Here is a 16,369-nt window from a genome sequence, read left to right as displayed (position 1 = left end):
ACTCCGCATCAGAACCGGGACGCCGAAGACCCGTTGCTTCCCGGGGCACAGCACGCTCGCCCATTCCTTCGCCCGGCTGGAGCGCCCTGCCATGTCCACGAACGCGGACCCTGCGAGACATACCGAAGCCTCCTCTGCGTATTCCACCGCTTCCACCTCCGGACCCGGCCCATCGCGTCGCCGGGTGCTCGGCGCGGCGACGGGAACCGGGCTCGCGCTCGCGACCGGTCTGCCAGGTGCCGCGTCCGCGTCCGCGGCCGACCTGCCTCTCCTCGGCACGTACGACGTGGTGGTGATCGGTTCCGGAGCGGCGGGGATGACCGCCGCGCTGACGGCTACGAAACAGGGGATGAGCTGCGTCGTCGTCGAGAAAGCACCCACGTTCGGGGGATCGGCGGCGCGTTCCGGCGCGGGCGTCTGGATCCCGAACAACCCGGTGATCCTCGCCGCGGGGGTGCCGGACACCCCGGCGAAGGCCGCCACCTACCTCGCGGCGGTGGTCGGCCCCGATGTCTCCGCCGCACGCCAGCAGGCCTTCCTCGGCAGCGGCCCCGCCATGATCTCTTTCGTCATGGCCAACAGCCCGCTCCGATTCCGCTGGATGGAGGGGTACAGCGACTACTACCCCGAACTCCCCGGCGGACTGCCCGGCGGCCGGTCCATCGAACCCGACCAGCTCGACGGCAACATCCTCGGTGCCGAACTCGCCCATCTGAACCCGTCGTACATGACCGTACCGACCGGCATGGTCGTCTTCAGCTCCGACTACAAGTGGCTCACGCTCGCCGCGGTCAGCGCGAAGGGTGCCGCCGTCGCCACCACCTGCCTGGCCCGCGGGACCCAGGCGGCCCTCCTCGGCCAGAAGCCCCTCACCATGGGCCAGTCGCTGGCGGCCGGTCTGCGTGCCGGACTGCTCGCGGCCCAGGTTCCGGTGTGGCTGAACACCCCGCTCTCCGACCTGTACCTGGAGAACGGAACCGCCACGGGAGCCTTGGTCACCAGGAACGGCACCCCCGGCCTGATCAGAGCCCGGCACGGGGTGATCGTCGGATCCGGCGGCTTCGAGCACAACGCGGCCATGCGCGACCAGTACCAGCGACAGCCCATCGGCACCGAGTGGACGGTCGGCGCCAAGGAGAACACCGGCGACGGTATCCAGGCGGGGCAGCGGGCCGGCGCGGCGCTCGACCTGATGGACGACGCGTGGTGGGGCCCGGCGATCCCGCTGCCCGACCAGCCGTACTTCTGCCTCGCCGAACGCACCCTGCCCGGCGGGCTCCTCGTCAACGCCGCCGGCGCGCGCTTCGTCAACGAAGCGGCTCCCTACAGCGACGTCGTACACATCATGTACGACCGTGACAGCAGCGCCCCCGACATCCCGGCGTGGCTGATCGTCGACCAGAACTACCGCAACCGCTACCTCTTCAAGGACGTGCTGCCGACCTTCACGTTCCCCGACGCGTGGTACACGTCCGGCGCCGCACACAAGGCGTGGACCCTCGACGCCCTGGCAGCGCAGATCGGCATGCCCGCCGCCGCCCTCCGCACCACCGTCAACCGCTTCAACACCCTCGCCCTGAACGGCAACGACCCCGACTTCCACCGCGGCGACAGCGCCTACGACCACTACTACACCGATCCCGCGATCCTCCCCAACTCGTGCCTGGCGCCCCTGTGGCTGGCCCCCTTCTACGCCTTCAAGATCGTCCCGGGTGACCTGGGCACGAAGGGCGGTCTGCGCACAGACGCCCGGGCGCGCGTCCTGCGTCCGGACGGATCCGTCATTCCGGGCCTGTACGCCGCCGGAAACGCCAGCGCGGCCGTCATGGGCCACAGCTACGCGGGCGCGGGTTCGACGATCGGCCCGGCGATGACCTTCGGCTACATCGCGGCGTTGGACATCGCGGCCGGCGCGGGCGCCTGAAGGATGCGCAGGGCTCCAACGGACCGTGGAGCGGCCGACCGTGGGCGTGTGATGCTGGCGTCATGACTGATCAACGCGAGATTGTCGTCGTCCGCCGGCCACGTCAGGGCGGTTCCGTCGACGAGGGCTTGGCCGCATTGTTGGCGGCCTACCATCTGCAGACCCAGGCCGAGAAGGGCGAGGCCGTTACCGATGTCAGCGGGCTGCCGGACCGCTATCGCGCGGAAATCCTGGGCCCGGGGGCCGCGTTCGTCGACGATGTCGTGCTGGTGGCGCTGAGCGGGGACACCGCGGTGGGCTGCCTGGTGGTGACCGCCCCTGTCGGCGGGCGGTCGGAGGTCAAGAGGCTCTGGACGGACCCGGCCTCGCGGGGCCGGGGCATCGCGTCCGAACTGGTCGGAGCCGCTCTGGCGCACGCCAGGGAATGCGGTGTCAGCACGGTGCAGCTGTCGGTGTGGAAGTGGCGATCGGGCGCCATCGCCCTCTACGAAAGGCTCGGTTTCGCCGTGACCGAGTCATGGGACGAGCGGGAGCAGTTGGTGTGTATGGAGCGCGCCCTGGGAGCCGATACCGCCGCCTGAGCGGAGCTCGCCGGAACTCATGAGAACTCGGGTGCCAGGCAGGCTTTGCCTGCGCAGTTGCGTTTCTTGGGCATTACGGGACACGCGAGTCCGCTTCCGTACATGTTGCGCGTCTCCTATGTCGGTGCATGGTTCGCAGGTTTCACATGCTCCGCACAGCCAGAGGAGAACGACCCGTGTTCCGACGCCCCACCCGTCCCGTCACCGCGGCTGCCGCCGCGCTCGCAGCCGTCGGCGGCCTCACCGCCACCGCCACCGCGGCCACACCCATCGCCGCGCACTCGCCCGCGCACGTCGCGCGCCACGTCCTGCTGTTGTCGATCGACGGCCTGCACCAGTCCGACCTGGCCTGGTACGTCGCGCGTCACCCGGAGTCAGCGCTCGCGCGGCTCGCCACCGGCGGGGTCGAGTACACCCACGCGAGGACCACCGACCCCTCCGACTCGTTCCCCGGCCTGGTCGGCCAGCTCACCGGTGGGAACCCGGGCACCACGGGCATCTACTACGACGACGGCTACAGCTCCGCCCTCCTCCCGGCCGGAACGACCCACTGCGCGGGCGCCAAGCCCGGCGCCGAGGTCGACTTCACCGAGGACCTCGACCGCGACAAGGACTCCATCGACGCCGGTCAGGGGCTCGCCGGCCTGCCCGGCAGCATCCTCAAGATGACCGGTGCCGCCCGTGGCCTCATCGACCCGTCGAAGCTGCCGGTCGACCCCAAGACCTGCAAGCCGGTGTATCCGCACTCGTATCTGAAGGTGAACACGGTCTTCAACGTGGTCAGAAAGGCCGGACTGCGGACCGCGTGGTCCGACAAGCACGTCGCGTACGAGATCCTCAACGGCCCCTCCGGCAACGGCGTCCAGGACCTGTTCGCCCCCGAGATCAACAGCCAGGCGATCGGCTACCCGGCCGGCACGGACTGGACGAAGGACAACGCGGCGACGGAGCAGTACGACGGATACAAGGTGAAGGCCGTCCTCAACGAGATCGACGGTTACGACCACGGCCGCACCCACAAGACCGGCACCCCGGCGGTCTTCGGCATGAACTTCCAGTCCGTCTCGACCGCCCAGAAGCTGCCTGCCTCCGAGGGCCTGACGGGCGGCTACGCGGCGAAGGGTGTCCCCGGTCCGCTGCTGGCCAAGAACCTGGCCTTCGTGGACCAGGAGGTCGGAGCGTTCCTCACCGAACTGCGCAAGCAGCACCTGGACGGCAACACGACCGTCATCCTCTCCTCCAAGCACGGCCAGTCACCGACCGACCCCAAGGCCCTGACCCGTATCGACGACGGCCCCCTGCTCGACGGCCTCAACGCCGCATGGAAGAAGGCCCACCCGGGCGCCGGTGACCTGGTCGCCCACTCCGTGGACGACGACGCCATGCTCCTCTGGCTCAACGACCGCTCGCAGGCCGCCACCGCCTTCGCCAAGGCGTACCTGCTCGCCCAGTCCGGCACCGGCAACGACATCGCCGGCAAGGCCAAGCCCTTCACCGCGAGCGGCCTGAAGACCCTGTACGCCGGTGCGGCGGCCGCCCGGTACTTCCACGTCAAGGCGGGCGACTCGCGCGTGCCGGACCTGTTCGGCATCGCCCGGTACGGCGTCGTCTACACCGGCGGCAAGAGCAAGATCGCCGAGCACGGCGGCGCCCACGCCGACGACCTCGACGTCCCGCTCGTCGTCTCGGGCGCCGCCACCCCGCACGGCGTGCGCGTCAGCGGCCCGGTGGAGACCACGCAGATCGCCCCGACGATCCTGCGACTGCTCGGCCTCAACCCCCGGGCTCTGGACGCCGTACGCGTCGAGCACACCGCGACCCTGCCGGTGCGCTGACGCCACCCCGACGCTCCACCGACGGGACCGCCGCCACGGCGACGGTCCCGTCACCGGGCTCAGGGCCCAGGGGACTGTCAGTGGTGGCTGCGAGACTGTTGGACATGATCGAATCGAATGCGAAGGCGGATCTTCTCCGCTCTCTGCAAGCCGCCCGCGACGCCCTGCTGTGGAAGCTCGACGGGCTGTCGGAGTACGACGTCCGACGTCCGCTGACGCCGACCGGAACGAATCTGTTGGGGCTGGTCAAGCACGTCACCGGAGTGGAGCTGGGATACTTCGGCGACACCTTCGAGCGCCCGTTCTTCGAAGAGCCGCCGCTCTGGTTCACGGCCGACGCCGAGCCCAACGCGGACATGTGGGCCGACGCGGACGAGTCGCGCGAACAGATCGTCGGACTCTACCGCCAGGCCTGGAAGCACTCGGACACCACGATCGAGACCTTCGCGCTTGACGCGATCGGTCGTGTGGCGTGGTGGCCCGAGGACCGAAGAGAGGTGACGCTGCACCAGGTCCTGGTGCGCGTGATCGCCGACACTCACCGGCACGCGGGCCACGCCGACATTCTCCGGGAGTCCATCGACGGGGCTGCCGGGATGGGGGAAGGGAACGACGCCATGCCGTCGGGCGACCGGTCGTGGTGGGACAGCCATCGAAGCCGACTGGAGCGCGTGGCGCGGGAAGCCGGCCGCCACTGACGCCGCCCCGCCGAGCCGGAACGCCTCGATCTCGGAAGTCAGTTCCACAGGGGAAGGTCGACCCATTGCCCGAATCCGTCCGGCTTCCCATTGGTGTAGACGAGGCTCAGCTGGGTGTAGTGCGACAGATCAGGGCGCTTCTTCCAAGGCTGTGGGGCGTTGAGCCGCACGATCACCCGGTACGAGTGGAATTTGCCCGCGGCGCAGTACGGCTTGCAGTCGTTCACCACGTTGAAGCCCTCGGCCACCGCGGAGTCCGGGTGCCACTGGGACCAGCGCAGCGAGGTGAGGCGGCTGTTGCCGTCACCGCACGCGAGAATGAAATCGGTGGGGCGCACCTGCGGGTGCCAGAAGCAGTCGACCATCACGGGCTGTCCCGCCTGGCGCTGCACGGTGGGCGTGGACGACGGTGACGGAGCTGGGGCGGAGGAAGCTGTTCCCGTGATTGCTGCGAGCGACACAGCGGCACAGAACGTCACCGCTGTCCTCACTGTGCGTCTTGGCATGTTCGCTCCCAGTCGCAATTTCTTTCGACCAGCAGGCCCGGTGCCTGGTCCGCCCTTTCTTGCGGCGGTCGGCTCCTGTATCGACGCTACGACGCTGTCGGAGGATGCACCACTCGCACGGAGTAACGCGTGCTCCCTCCCAGCGACGAACCCCGTAGGAGAGACAGCATGAGTACGACCAATCCACGGAGGCGGGCCGCCATGTTCGTCGCAGACGACGACGATCCCCGGCTCGATGCTCCCTCGACCGGCGAAGAGCGAGCCATGCTCATCGGATTTCTCGGGGCCCAGCGGACGACGCTGGAGTTGAAGTGCGCGGGCCTGGAAGGGGAGTTGGCCCGACGCTCCGTCGAGCCCTCCACACTCTCGCTGCTCGGACTCGTGCGTCATCTCGCCGACGTGGAGCGCCGATGGTTCCGTCAGGTCCTCGCCGGTCAGGACGCGCCGCCACGCTTCTCGTCGCCGGTGGAACCCGACGGTGACTTCGACGGCGCGGCTTCCGATCCCGACCTTGTGACCGAAGCGTGGCAGGCATGGCGCGCCGAGGTCGCGTTCGCCGACGCCTTCACCAAGGACGCGCCCCACCTCGACATCGCGGGCAAGGACGCGTGGCGTGGGACGGTGTCGCTGCGCTGGGTGCTCATCCACATGATCGAGGAATACGCCCGTCACAACGGACACGCTGATCTCCTCCGTGAACGTATCGATGGGGCGATCGGCGTCTGAGGAGTTGATCTCGGAGCTTGTGCCACCACACCAAGTCGGCCGTTGAGCTGGGTGTGTCGTCAGCCCAGCGGTTCTGTGACAGCGTGTCCGCCGTGGGAGAGATGGTGGAGCGAGTGGACGAGCAGGACCACACACTGGGGGTGGTGGATCGAGGCGAGGCCATCCGCCGAAGGTGGCTGCACCGGGTCGCCACCACCGTCTGCCGCGACCCGGACGGTCGGATCCTCGTCCATCGACGTCCCGATCACGTTTCCCGCTTCCCCGGCCAGTACAACTGGCTGGTCGGTGGTGCCGTGGGCGTGGGCGAGACCTACCCGGCAGCCGCCTCTCGCGAACTCGCCGAAGAACTAGGGGTCCACGCCCCGACGCGGTTCCTCTTCAAGTACCTGTGCCGGGGTGTCATCAGTCCGTACTGGCTCGGCCTGCACGAGGCGGTCCTCAACGAACCGGTTGTACCGGATCCCTCGGAAGTCGCCTGGCACGCCTGGCTCACCCCGGTTGAGCTGCGCGTTGCGATGCACGACACGACGTTCGTCCCCGACGCCCGCGACGCGTTCGACCGGTACCAGGCGGAGAAAGCGGGTTCACGCGGCTCCTTGCCACGGCACTCGGCGCTCCCACCGCGTCCCGAACGCTCACCTTGACCGCTCCCAACTCGGCCTGTGTCGTCGGCGGCTCGGCCGATCCGCCGTCAGTCCGTGGCGGGACCGCAGGTCCGAGCGGCGTGCGGTTGTGGTGCCACGGTCGCCACGACGGTTACGGCGACTGTCGCGAGGGGGTGGACGAAGCGGAGGCCCGGGGCGTGTTCGCGACGGTTCACGTCCCGACCGAAGGCCCCGTGCACCGGACGGTCGACTGGGAGACGGTGGTCGAGGGTCGGCAGGGCACGCCAACCGTCGAGCCGTCCGGAGTCTGGAGCCCACGGTGGGCGGCGGCGTTCGGGGCTGTGCCGGCCCACCTGTTGGCGACCTCGGCGGGCACGACCGGTTGCCCGTCCCAGTGACAGGCGGAATGCCCGATGGTGTCTTCCGCGGCGATCCGCTGCCGATGCATCCATGGGGATCGTTCCGGCCTGACGCGAGCGCGTTCCTCCAGACGCCGGCACGACTGCCCGCCGTCCGCCTGCCGTGGCTGCGCGGGATCTAGGACCGCGTGAGCAACCACCCCTACGCTCGCCCGTTCTAGCCAAAACCTGCTTCTCACACCACCGTGCGAAAGACGCTGGCTGTGGGCGGTCAGGTGCTCAGCGCGTCGATGCAGCAGCGCGTTCAGGCCCGACGGGGCTGGTCGGCCAGTTGAGCCAGGAGACTGCGGGCGGCATTGACGCACCGACCGATCCGCTCATGCGGGCCGACGCCTGCCATCGCCTCCGCGCGGAGCGGTATCTCAAGGCCGATGACAAGGTCGCGCGGCAGTACGTCGAGCACGTCGAGCAACGGCAGTTCGCCCGTCCCCGGCACCATCCGCTCGAACATCGCCTCTTCCATGTAGCTGGGGATGGCGGGCACCAACGGGGCGTCGCTCAGCTGGATATAGCCGATGACACCAGGATCAAGCCGCGCGAGGTCGTCCGGCCCGGAACCGGACCGCACGATGTGCATCGTGTCGACGAGGAGGCGGAAGTCCGGCCGCCCGACCTGACGAATGACGTCGAGCGCACTGGGCAGATCCGGGACCGTCAGGCCCGGACTGGCTTCCACCGTCGTCTCCATCCCGAGTGAAGCGGCGTTCTGGGCGAGGATGCCGAACTGGTCGATGCTGCGGTCGAGGTCCGGATCGAGAGAGACCGTGTTGATCCGTCGGACACCGAGCTCCGCCATGATCTCGAGATCGCCGACTCTGTCCTGGATGTCAGCTCCCTTGCGGACCACCATGCCTTCCCCGAGCGAGATCGACACGTCGCGATCACGCATTGCGGCAATCATCTCGCGCCGCAGCGCTGGATCATCCCGAAGGGAGAACGGCGGATAAATCGACGGGTTGTACGGATTCGATGTCAGGGCGGTCGAGATGCACCGGCAACCCAGGTCGGCGGCCAGGGACACGAATGCGACCGGAGGCATTCCGAAGACGCTGAGAAGCTCGATCCCCAGCCTTTCCATTCATTTCGCCCGCTTTCGGTGGTCCAACACCGCCAAGACAAGGCCTGGGCGGTCTTCAGTGACGAGGCGACGCCACCGCGTTCGCGCCGGTAATGACATTCTCGTATAGTAGAGTATCATTCTCATATCTGTTGGGCCAGATGTCGAGCGACCGATGTGGGCAGCTATCCGGGGGTGCCGTGACCTTGCAGCGGGTTGAAATCGGGCTGGTCAGCGCCGACGAAGCCTTGGTGGAGTTCTTCGCCGCCGTGTTCGAACTGGAGCGGCTTCCGGTGGTCAGATCGGGCTCTGGAGTCGTGCACCGGCTCGCGGCACCCGGCACGCAGATCAAGGTGATGGTTCCTTCGCGGCGGCCTGCCTCCGCCGAACAGGCCGGGCCTTTCTTTCACTTGACCGGCGTGCGCTATCTGACCATGTACGTCAATGATCTCGACGGGATCGTCGAACGTGCGGTGGCCCGCGGCGGACGTGTGCAGCACGGGCCCATGGAGGTGGGCCCCGGCGTGCGCATCGCCGTCCTCCAGGATCCCGACGGCAACGCCATAGAAGTGGTCGACGGCGTTCCGTGAGCTGAACCGGGTCAGTGCCTGGGTTGCGCGTCGGGCGGCCACGGGAGTGCCGAGCACCGCCTCGGTGCCGTCACCCCCCTGGCGTGAAAGCCCGCCGTCCCGACTGGTCATCGCATGACGGCGGTGATGCCACTACATTTGGTGTCATGACTGCCATCACTCTGCGGATTCCCGACGCCATGGACAAGGCGCTGCGCGACGCCGCAGCCGGCGCCCCCTCCCTGAACGACTACATCCTCCGAGCCGTGCGTCGGCAGATGACGCTGGACGCCGCCCGTCGGCTCGCCCGCATCGAGCCCCTCGATCTGGGCGGCGAGGGCGACGCCCTGTGACGATCCAGAAGGGCGATGTCTGGGACGTCGACACCGGCAAGGGAAGCCGCACGGTCCTCGTCGTCAGCCTTGACGGACTCGCCGATGCGTACGGCGCCGTGGTCGCCCTGGTGCTGCACGCCCCGGCCGTGCACCCCGACACGGCGATGAGCGTGCGCCTGACCACCCCGGTCGATGCCTCGGTCGTCGCCGTCAACCTGCTCCAGCTTTCCGCGGCGCGTTTCGAGACAGCCACCCTGCTCGGCAACATCGGGCCCGAGCAGCAAGTGCTCATCGACAACGCACTCCGCGCGGTCCTCGACCTGTGACCGACGCGGTCTCGGGCGTAGCGCGCGGCGTGCTCGCCGTCGGCCTCGGCCGGGTCCAGCTGCCATGGCCCGCTGGACCTCATGGACGGCCCTGCTCGGGTATACGATCAGATGGTGCGCGGTGAGCAGGGCGGATTGCCTGTGCGGCGTCTTCCTGAAGGGCTGCGCGCCTGGGAAGTGGTGAGCACCGCCCCCTGGCGCAGGCCCTGGCGTCCGCCGGGAACCCCGGCCCTGACGAGCGCCGCGCAAGGAGTGCTCATGACCAGTCCACACGAGATCGATCCGCGCGCTCTCAATGATCCGCGCAACGTCTATCCGACCGACGAAGAGTTCTACAGGAGCGGGCGCCCGGCCGACGCCGCACTGCCGGAGGACCGGCCCCGTGGAGGAGAGCCCTCGACGCCGCTGAAGCGGCGGGGGACATGGGCGACCGTTGCGCTCGTCGCCGGCATCATCCTGCTGATCCTCGTCGGGATCGCACTGTTCCCGTAAGTGATCGGGAAGCAAAGGAGCGGGAGCCGGACACTCGGACCGGCTCCCGCCCCGGAAAGGACCGCTCAGGTGCGGTAGGCGTAGTACGCCGCGTTCGGGTACGACGCGATGATGCTCGCCACCGACCTGTTGTAGGTGTTGTTGGAGTGGTACGACACGTACGGCACGCCCTGCGGGCTGCGGTAGGTGACGATCATGCTGTGGTCCTTGGACCCGTCCTTGTTGAAGTCCATCTGCAGGACGTCACCCACGTCCAACTGGTAGACGTTGGCGAGGCTGGTGACCCGCTTGGAGGACAGGGCGAACCACGAGAACTCGTTGACGCCGACGAACGAGTCCGACTGGATGTCGGAGTTGCCGAACCACTTGTGGAAGTCGTCCGTGTAGCCGGGGACATGCTTCCAGCCGCCTGCTTTCAGGGACTGGCTGACGAAGTTGGTGCAGTCGCCGCCGGCACCCTGCCCGTTGAAGTTCGGGTAGGCCGGGTTGTAGTTGTTCCAGTACTTGGCCGCGTACGCCGCCATGGCCTTGTAGTCGTAGCCGGAGGCCGAGAAGTTCTTCGGCTTGGCCGGCGCGGGCAACGTGATGGCCGAGCGGGTCGCCGCGGGCGGGGCGTCGTCGGCGGCCGTCTTAGGCGCGGCGACGAACGTGGTGGCGGCGACCTGGTTGACCGCGACGCCGTCGTCGGTGTCACGGATGCCGGTCAGCTGCCAGTCGCCCTTGCGGTCGGCCTTGAACGTCAGCTCGTGGTGCGCCTGGAAGCCGGTGGTCTTCGGCTCGTTGCCCTTGACCTTCTCGTAGGTCAGCGTCGTCGTCTCGGTGACGTTGACCGTGGCGTGACGGCCCTTCAGTCGCGTACGGTCCAGCGAAACGCTCGTGTTGGCCGAGCTGTACTTCTCGCCGAGCGACTCCAGACGGGACTTGCGGCCCCGCAGTTGCGAGAGCGCGGACTTCTCCTCGCGCGACAGCGTGGAGGACACCCGCACGTCGCCGGAGAACCGCGACGAGAGTGTCGTGTTCCGACTGGTCTTGCCGCTGTCCACCAGGGCGTCCGTACGGTCGGTGAAGACCGCGTCCGCCAGCCGTTGGAAGGTGGCTTTGGTCGACGGATCCACGGCGGGGTCGGCGACAGTCGACGCGCCCGCGCTCCAGTTGGGCAGCAGCGCGGCGCCGGCGACGACCGAGGCGGCCGCTGCCGTGACTATGGTCGCCCGTCGCCGCTTACGGCTCAGTTTCCTTGATCTCAATGATGTTCCCCTCTACGCCGGTACTCGATACCGGGAGCCGCATCCTCGCACGGCATGTGTGGCTCCTGTGAAGGGGGTTGCCGAAGTGGCCCAACCGCAACACGCGACTCGTCGACAGGACCGTCGTCGCCCTGCCCGGCCCCGGCGCCGCTCCGCGCGTCTGCACCCCGATGCCGCTTACCCACACCGGGGCGAAGCTGGTCAAATCGATGCTCCGTGAGGGCGTCGCCCTGCCGCCACTTCGCTCTGGTGGCTTCCAGCCGTGCGTCCCGTACGCCGACCTCCGCAACGTGCCGTACGGCGAAGGGCTGTTGCCGCCGCCGGGGACACGCGGGCTGTGCGTCTCAGGCGGTGACGCGGGCGAGGAAGTCGCGGATGTACTCGGTGATTTCCTCCAGGTGGCTCTCCAGGGCGAAGTGCCCCGACTCGAGGAGATGGATCTCGGCGTCGGGCAGGTCGCGTTGGAAGGCGCGGGCTCCGTCCGGGCCGAAGATTTCGTCGTTGGCCCCCCGTACGGCCAGCAGTGGCACCTGGCTGTCGCGGAAGTACTGCTGCAGCTGGGGGTAGAGGGCGACGTTGGTCGGATAGTTCCGGAACAACGTGAGTTGGATGGCATCGTTGCCGGGGCGGTCGAGCAGTGCCTGGTCGATGGTCCAGCTGTCCGGGCTGACGAGGCTCGGATCCGCGACCCCGTTCAGGTATTGCCAGCGGGTCAGTTCGAGGGTCAGGGCCGCACGGAGGGGGGCTTCGTTCTCGAGTGTCGGGTTCTCGGCGTAGGCGAACAGCCCGTCCCAGAACGCCTTGACGAATCCGTCGGTGTAGCCGTTGCCGTTCTGCGTGATGATCGCGGTGATGCGCTGCGGAGACCGAGTGGCGAGCCGCCAGGCGATGGGCGCTCCGTAGTCCTGCGCGTAGACCGCGAACCGGTCGACGCCGAGCTGTTCCAGAAGGCCGGCGGTCACGTCGGTCAGAGCGTCGAAGGTGTAGTCGAACTCGTCGACCGTCGGCATGGCCGACTGCCCGAATCCGATCATGTCGGGCGCGATGACGCGGTAGGTGTCGGCGAGTGCCGGGATGAGGTTCCGGAACATGTGCGAGCTCGTCGGGAAGCCGTGCAGCAGCACGAGCGCCGGTGACCCCGGGTCTCCGGCCTCTCGGTAGAAGACGTCCATGCCGTTGACGGTGGCGGTGCGGTGATGCACGACGCTGCTCATGCCAACCTCCAAGGTTGCTTTGAACGGTTAGCCGCGGTCCAGCATGCAAGGTCTAACCTGTCAAGGCATCTTTGGTAGTTAGATTCGGGATTCGAGATTCGCTATGCCGAAAGCCCCGAAAGCCCAGAAAGCCTTGAGCCCCTTGAGCCTTCCGCCGCGGGCTCACAGATCCAGCAGGACGTCGGCGGTGGGGATGCTGCAACACGGCAGCACTTCACCCGAGGCGGGATCCTCCAGGGGCTGCGTCGTGTATTCGACCTGACCGGTGAGCAGGGGAGTGGTGCAGGTGTGGCACACCCCTGTACGGCAGGACCAGCGCGTGGGCACCTCGCATGCCTCCGCCGGCTCCAGCAGCGTCGCGTACCGTTCCGACCAGCGGGTGGACAGGCCGCTGCGGGCGAAGGTGGCACAGGGCCCTGCGCCCCGGGGGCCGGGCGGCTGGTGCGGAGGTCCGGAACCCTTGTGGGCGATGCCGGGGTTGATGGGTGCGAGTGCCCCGAAGGATCGGCGACGGTGAGGGACCCTCGGCCGGTGCGGGTCCGGGTGATCCGGTCTCCGGCCCGGACCCCGGCCCTCGGCGATGACGCGGAGGTAGAAGCCGGGGCGGTGGTGGGCGACGAGCAGGGAGGCCATGCGCGGTTCGTTCAGTCGCATGCCGACGCGGTAACAGGTAACACGTGGCTGGGTGACCTCGAACTCGGCTTCGCCGATGCGGTAGCGGTCGCCGATGCACACCTCGTCGTCGGTCGCTTCAGCATGCTGCTCAGTGATCCGGCCGGTCGGAGCCCGGCTTCGTGGGCCATACGCACGTTTTCCTCCGGCGCGGGAGGCGAAGAAGCCTACAAAAAGGTACAAAAGTAGTGTGAGTAAGAATCCTGAAACCCCACAAGACATTGATAAATGGGCTGACCGGATCCGGACGGTCTCCTCGACTTCCGATCCTCAGGCCGCCCGCAAGCTGGCCGGTGACATCTACCGTGCCGCACAGGAAGATCTCGACGCCGAACGTGCCCGGGCGGAGTACGAACGCGAGGAATGAGCCGGTCCGCCCCGTCGGCACAGCACGCCTCACGGTGAGGGGGCGCCCTTCGCCGTGAGGCGACGCTCGGGTCCCGTACCGCGAAAGGGCCGGACCGCTCTCACGCGCGCGGCTGCCCTCTGTCGGGAGTCTCAGGGGGAGTCGGGAGTCTCAGTGGGAGAGGACCTCGTCGGTCCCGAGACTGCGGTCGACGCCATGAGGCACCACCTGCTGGCCCGGTTCGAGGTGCAGCCGCTCACCGTCGAGGTAGACCTCGACCTTGTCGGGCTCGAAGGAGACCAGGTCGTCGACGCGCCCGACCTCGGGGTACGCCTCGCGGTACGACCACGCCGCCTTCTTGGCCTCGCCGATGTCGTAGTAGCTGGCCAGGCCCTTGTACGGGCAGAACGTCCGACCCTCCACCGGCGTCAGTTCCTTCTCTTGGACGTCCTCGCGCGATACGTACCACCGCGGCGCGAACCCGGACTCGCAGAGCACCACCGAACGGGTGGTCCGCGCGATCACCGTGTCCCCCGAGCGCACCTCCAGGGTGCGGGACGTGTCGCGGATGTCGATGCGGTGATAGGCGTCCGCCGCGTGCCCGAGGAGCGACGTCCTGGACAGTCACCTCGAGGGCCGCGCCGCGCGGAGCACCTCGGTGGACGACATCAACGCCGCCGCGGCAGCGGCTCCCGTGAGTCCTCGTCTGGTCGTGACGGCCGACGGCATCAGAGGCGAGGAACGCTGGCACACCGAACACGGCGGGAACGCTGCGTTGGCCGCCATCGCCGCGGAGGCCATCGGGCTTCTCGCCGACAGCGAGCGGCTCGGGTTCCTGTGTCGCTGCGCCAACCCGGCCTGCTCGATGCTCTTCCTCGCTGAGAACAAGCGGCGCAAGTGGTGCACCAGCAACATCTGCGGCAACCGCGCACGGGTCGCCCGTCACTACGAACGAACCCACACCGACGGAGTCGGCGGCACCTGACACGCGGAGCGGCCGCCGGAAGGCGCTCGGCCGACATGGCGGGAGCGAGTGGCGAGGCGGCGGCCGTCCCCGACACGGTGGCCGCCACACCAGCCGCAGGGCGCGTCTGGTGTGGGGCTACAAGCAGGTCATCGTGAGCGGGGCCGCAACCGGGGCCGCGTGGCCCGCCGACGGTCTCCCCGGCGTCCAGTCATGCGCTGGTCGGCGCCGCCTGCTGCACGACCTCGAAGGACCACAGCGTGGACCCGCTCGCCGCCGGCTTGGGGCGCTCACCGCTCCCCGCGTCACCGCCCTGGTGGGCCGCCTTCATGGGGCCCTCCATCCAGGCCTGGAAGGACTCCTCGTCACGCCACCGCGTGTACACGAGGTAGCTGTCGGTGCCTTCGACGGGGCGGAGGAGTTCGAACCATTCGAATCCGTCGGAGTTCTCCACGGCATGGGCACGCGAGGCGAAGCGCTTCTCCAGCGTCTCCCGCTGCTCGGCCGGGACGGTCAGTACGTTGATCTTGACTACGCTCATGGCCCCATCCTGCCGCACGGTGCTCGTGGGACAAGACCGACTTGCGTGTGTCAACGTCCCGGCCGCTGGTGCCGGATGCGCTGGGCGACTTCGCTGTTCTCGGTCTCCCACCACGGACGTACGAGTTCGGATGTCTGTGCCGCTCCCGGCGCGGGCGTTGCCGGGACCAGCTCCGCCTCCAGGCGGCGGTCCAGTACGACGGTCTCGGCGCGTTCGGTACGGGCCCACTGCACCAGGATCGCGAGGAGGAAGGGCAGCGCCACCAACTCGGCGATGCTGATCATCGCGCCACCGCCGAGCTGCTGGTCATGGAGCACGTCCGGCGCCCAGGACGGCGCGTGACGCAGGTACCAGGCCCCGGCGATGAGCGTGCCGTGAGTCATCACCACGATGCCCGGTACGGCATCGATGATCCCGTCGAGGAACACCAGCGCCGCCCGGACCGGATGCGTACACCACTTTGGCAGCGCCTCCTCGCGGGTGAGCATCGGCATGACGAACAGGCTTCCGGCGAGCAGCAGATGCAGATACATCACCTCGTGCAGCCAGTCGTCGCCCAGAGCGGTCTCGAAGTACGGCGTGAAGTACACCGTCAGCTCCGTCGCGAGCACCAGAGCCGTGCTGACCAGCGGGAAGGTGAGCAGGCGTACCAGCCGTCCGGTCAGCGCCCGCTGCACACGCCCGGCGGCCCGCTCGGGCAGGGAACGGAGGGCCAGCCGCAGCGGATCGCCCAAGGCCAGCCCGAGCGGTGCGATCAGGTCGAGGAGGACGTTCTGGACGGCGGCCGGCCAGAACAGCACATGGTCGTACACGGCCAGCGCGGACATCGTGGCCACGACGAGGGTGCCCAGGCCGAGCAGCGCGAAGGCACCGACACGCGGCAGGGGCCAGTGCTCGCCCCGGCGCCTCAGACGCAGCACGCCCCAGCCGTACAGCGCGCCCAGGACGACGACCACCAGCAGCGCGGGCACGTCAAGTTCCCATGAGGAGAGGAGCCGTCCCACGGTGAGTTGTGGCGGATTCCCCATCGCGTTCTACCTCCACGGCAAGCCAGATCTGCCGTGGCACTCTATGCCGTGCGCGACCGGCCGCCGGTCGCGCACGCACCGGACTCGCCCCGGTCACACCGAGCTCACACTCAGTTCATACCAAGCACGACGGTCCCCGGTCCGCGTCTTCGCGCTGTGCGGTCGTGGGTGTTTGGGGGGGGGGGGGGCCCCCCCCCCCCCCCCCCCCCCCCCCCCGGGGCCCCCCCGGGGGGGGGGGGGGGGGGGGGGGGGGGGGGGGGGGGGGGGGGGGGGGGGGGGGGACG

Annotated in this window: 20 protein-coding genes; 12 read left to right on the top strand and 8 right to left on the bottom strand. The window is 68.6% G+C overall.

Going from position 1 to position 16,369, the window contains the following annotated elements:
* Window positions 1-91 precede the first annotated feature (91 nt).
* The 4 genes from kstD to ACFZDJ_RS26650 all read left to right on the top strand — a co-directional run bounded on the left by kstD (window position 92) and on the right by ACFZDJ_RS26650 (window position 5,038).
* Window positions 92-1,924 carry a 3-oxosteroid 1-dehydrogenase gene (gene kstD, locus ACFZDJ_RS26665; protein ID WP_391062215.1) on the top strand — a complete coding sequence of 611 codons (1,833 nt, stop codon included), beginning with the start codon at window positions 92-94 and terminating at the stop codon, window positions 1,922-1,924.
* A gap of 62 nt (window positions 1,925-1,986) precedes the next feature.
* Window positions 1,987-2,505, top strand: coding sequence for a GNAT family N-acetyltransferase (locus tag ACFZDJ_RS26660; RefSeq protein ID WP_390935716.1), 519 nt, complete (start codon window positions 1,987-1,989; stop codon window positions 2,503-2,505).
* Window positions 2,506-2,681: 176 nt separating this feature from the next.
* Window positions 2,682-4,340 carry an alkaline phosphatase family protein gene (locus ACFZDJ_RS26655; RefSeq protein WP_391062212.1) on the top strand — a complete coding sequence of 553 codons (1,659 nt, stop codon included), beginning with the start codon at window positions 2,682-2,684 and terminating at the stop codon, window positions 4,338-4,340.
* A 104-nt stretch (window positions 4,341-4,444) separates the two neighbouring features.
* Window positions 4,445-5,038 carry a DUF664 domain-containing protein gene (locus tag ACFZDJ_RS26650; protein WP_391062209.1) on the top strand — a complete coding sequence of 198 codons (594 nt, stop codon included), beginning with the start codon at window positions 4,445-4,447 and terminating at the stop codon, window positions 5,036-5,038.
* A 38-nt stretch (window positions 5,039-5,076) separates the two neighbouring features.
* On the opposite strand, the gene ACFZDJ_RS26645 is transcribed toward ACFZDJ_RS26650, so the two are convergent.
* Window positions 5,077-5,430, bottom strand: a complete 354-nt coding sequence (locus tag ACFZDJ_RS26645) for a hypothetical protein (RefSeq protein ID WP_306459617.1) — start codon at window positions 5,428-5,430, stop codon at window positions 5,077-5,079.
* A gap of 282 nt (window positions 5,431-5,712) precedes the next feature.
* On the opposite strand from ACFZDJ_RS26645, the gene ACFZDJ_RS26640 reads away from it, so the two are divergent.
* A complete protein-coding gene (locus tag ACFZDJ_RS26640) occupies window positions 5,713-6,270 on the top strand; it encodes a DUF664 domain-containing protein (protein ID WP_391062207.1) in 558 nt (185 codons plus the stop codon).
* 92 nt (window positions 6,271-6,362) lie between these two features.
* Entirely contained in the window at window positions 6,363-6,914 is a 552-nt protein-coding gene (locus tag ACFZDJ_RS26635) for an NUDIX domain-containing protein (RefSeq protein WP_391062518.1), read from the top strand.
* A 624-nt stretch (window positions 6,915-7,538) separates the two neighbouring features.
* Here the strand turns inward: ACFZDJ_RS26635 and ACFZDJ_RS26630 are convergent.
* Window positions 7,539-8,315 carry a TIM barrel protein gene (locus tag ACFZDJ_RS26630; RefSeq protein ID WP_391062204.1) on the bottom strand — a complete coding sequence of 259 codons (777 nt, stop codon included), beginning with the start codon at window positions 8,313-8,315 and terminating at the stop codon, window positions 7,539-7,541.
* Between the two features lie 236 nt (window positions 8,316-8,551).
* On the opposite strand from ACFZDJ_RS26630, the gene ACFZDJ_RS26625 reads away from it, so the two are divergent.
* The 4 genes from ACFZDJ_RS26625 (at window position 8,552) to ACFZDJ_RS26610 (ending at window position 10,073) form a co-directional block, all read left to right on the top strand.
* Entirely contained in the window at window positions 8,552-8,941 is a 390-nt protein-coding gene (locus tag ACFZDJ_RS26625; RefSeq protein WP_390935729.1) for a VOC family protein, read from the top strand.
* A gap of 146 nt (window positions 8,942-9,087) precedes the next feature.
* Entirely contained in the window at window positions 9,088-9,273 is a 186-nt protein-coding gene (locus tag ACFZDJ_RS26620; protein ID WP_060896809.1) for a hypothetical protein, read from the top strand.
* Complete coding sequence (locus tag ACFZDJ_RS26615; protein WP_390935732.1) at window positions 9,270-9,581, top strand: hypothetical protein; 312 nt, start codon at window positions 9,270-9,272, stop codon at window positions 9,579-9,581. The genes ACFZDJ_RS26620 and ACFZDJ_RS26615 overlap by 4 nt, the downstream gene beginning before the upstream one ends.
* Window positions 9,582-9,839: 258 nt before the next feature.
* Window positions 9,840-10,073 (top strand): hypothetical protein, encoded by a 234-nt coding sequence (locus ACFZDJ_RS26610; protein ID WP_168504001.1) that lies wholly within the window; start codon window positions 9,840-9,842, stop codon window positions 10,071-10,073.
* Window positions 10,074-10,138: 65 nt separating this feature from the next.
* On the opposite strand, the gene ACFZDJ_RS26605 is transcribed toward ACFZDJ_RS26610, so the two are convergent.
* The 3 genes from ACFZDJ_RS26605 to ACFZDJ_RS26595 all read right to left on the bottom strand — a co-directional run bounded on the left by ACFZDJ_RS26605 (window position 10,139) and on the right by ACFZDJ_RS26595 (window position 13,428).
* Window positions 10,139-11,320 carry an amidase domain-containing protein gene (locus tag ACFZDJ_RS26605; protein ID WP_168514833.1) on the bottom strand — a complete coding sequence of 394 codons (1,182 nt, stop codon included), beginning with the start codon at window positions 11,318-11,320 and terminating at the stop codon, window positions 10,139-10,141.
* Between the two features lie 344 nt (window positions 11,321-11,664).
* Window positions 11,665-12,534 carry an alpha/beta fold hydrolase gene (locus ACFZDJ_RS26600; protein ID WP_391062203.1) on the bottom strand — a complete coding sequence of 290 codons (870 nt, stop codon included), beginning with the start codon at window positions 12,532-12,534 and terminating at the stop codon, window positions 11,665-11,667.
* A 162-nt stretch (window positions 12,535-12,696) separates the two neighbouring features.
* Entirely contained in the window at window positions 12,697-13,428 is a 732-nt protein-coding gene (locus ACFZDJ_RS26595; RefSeq protein WP_391062200.1) for an MOSC domain-containing protein, read from the bottom strand.
* Here ACFZDJ_RS26595 and ACFZDJ_RS26590 point away from each other — a divergent pair.
* On the top strand, window positions 13,397-13,573 hold the full coding sequence (locus tag ACFZDJ_RS26590) for a hypothetical protein (protein ID WP_358547981.1): 177 nt from the start codon (window positions 13,397-13,399) through the stop codon (window positions 13,571-13,573). The genes ACFZDJ_RS26595 and ACFZDJ_RS26590 overlap by 32 nt on opposite strands.
* Window positions 13,574-13,723: 150 nt before the next feature.
* Here ACFZDJ_RS26590 and ACFZDJ_RS26585 read toward each other — a convergent pair whose 3' ends face one another.
* A complete protein-coding gene (locus ACFZDJ_RS26585; RefSeq protein WP_391062197.1) occupies window positions 13,724-14,095 on the bottom strand; it encodes a DUF427 domain-containing protein in 372 nt (123 codons plus the stop codon).
* A 73-nt stretch (window positions 14,096-14,168) separates the two neighbouring features.
* Here ACFZDJ_RS26585 and ACFZDJ_RS26580 point away from each other — a divergent pair, with 73 nt between their 5' ends.
* Window positions 14,169-14,537, top strand: coding sequence for a CGNR zinc finger domain-containing protein (locus ACFZDJ_RS26580; RefSeq protein ID WP_391062515.1), 369 nt, complete (start codon window positions 14,169-14,171; stop codon window positions 14,535-14,537).
* 190 nt (window positions 14,538-14,727) lie between these two features.
* On the opposite strand, the gene ACFZDJ_RS26575 is transcribed toward ACFZDJ_RS26580, so the two are convergent.
* Window positions 14,728-15,057, bottom strand: coding sequence for an antibiotic biosynthesis monooxygenase (locus ACFZDJ_RS26575; RefSeq protein ID WP_168499545.1), 330 nt, complete (start codon window positions 15,055-15,057; stop codon window positions 14,728-14,730).
* A gap of 50 nt (window positions 15,058-15,107) precedes the next feature.
* On the bottom strand, window positions 15,108-16,085 hold the full coding sequence (locus ACFZDJ_RS26570; RefSeq protein WP_390935742.1) for a cytochrome c oxidase assembly protein: 978 nt from the start codon (window positions 16,083-16,085) through the stop codon (window positions 15,108-15,110).
* Window positions 16,086-16,369: the final 284 nt, after the last annotated feature.

The organism is Streptomyces sp. NPDC007896, assembly GCF_042959425.1.
Taxonomy (GTDB): Bacteria; Actinomycetota; Actinomycetes; order Streptomycetales; family Streptomycetaceae; genus Streptomyces.
Note: the sequence above shows the minus strand (reverse complement) of the source record. Positions and strands in the feature narration are given on the sequence as shown.

Excerpts from the sequence above, each read along its gene's own strand:
- kstD (WP_391062215.1), top strand. The coding sequence starts at position 92 with ATGTCCACGAACGCGGACCCTGCGAGACATACCGAAGCCTCCTCTGCG.
- ACFZDJ_RS26660 (WP_390935716.1), top strand. The coding sequence starts at position 1,987 with ATGACTGATCAACGCGAGATTGTCGTCGTCCGCCGGCCACGTCAGGGC.
- ACFZDJ_RS26650 (WP_391062209.1), top strand. The coding sequence starts at position 4,445 with ATGATCGAATCGAATGCGAAGGCGGATCTTCTCCGCTCTCTGCAAGCC.
- ACFZDJ_RS26640 (WP_391062207.1), top strand. The coding sequence starts at position 5,713 with ATGAGTACGACCAATCCACGGAGGCGGGCCGCCATGTTCGTCGCAGAC.
- ACFZDJ_RS26620 (WP_060896809.1), top strand. The coding sequence starts at position 9,088 with ATGACTGCCATCACTCTGCGGATTCCCGACGCCATGGACAAGGCGCTG.
- ACFZDJ_RS26610 (WP_168504001.1), top strand. The coding sequence starts at position 9,840 with ATGACCAGTCCACACGAGATCGATCCGCGCGCTCTCAATGATCCGCGC.
- ACFZDJ_RS26600 (WP_391062203.1), bottom strand. The coding sequence starts at position 12,534 with ATGAGCAGCGTCGTGCATCACCGCACCGCCACCGTCAACGGCATGGAC.
- ACFZDJ_RS26595 (WP_391062200.1), bottom strand. The coding sequence starts at position 13,428 with ATGTCTTGTGGGGTTTCAGGATTCTTACTCACACTACTTTTGTACCTT.
- ACFZDJ_RS26575 (WP_168499545.1), bottom strand. The coding sequence starts at position 15,057 with ATGAGCGTAGTCAAGATCAACGTACTGACCGTCCCGGCCGAGCAGCGG.
- ACFZDJ_RS26570 (WP_390935742.1), bottom strand. The coding sequence starts at position 16,085 with ATGGGGAATCCGCCACAACTCACCGTGGGACGGCTCCTCTCCTCATGG.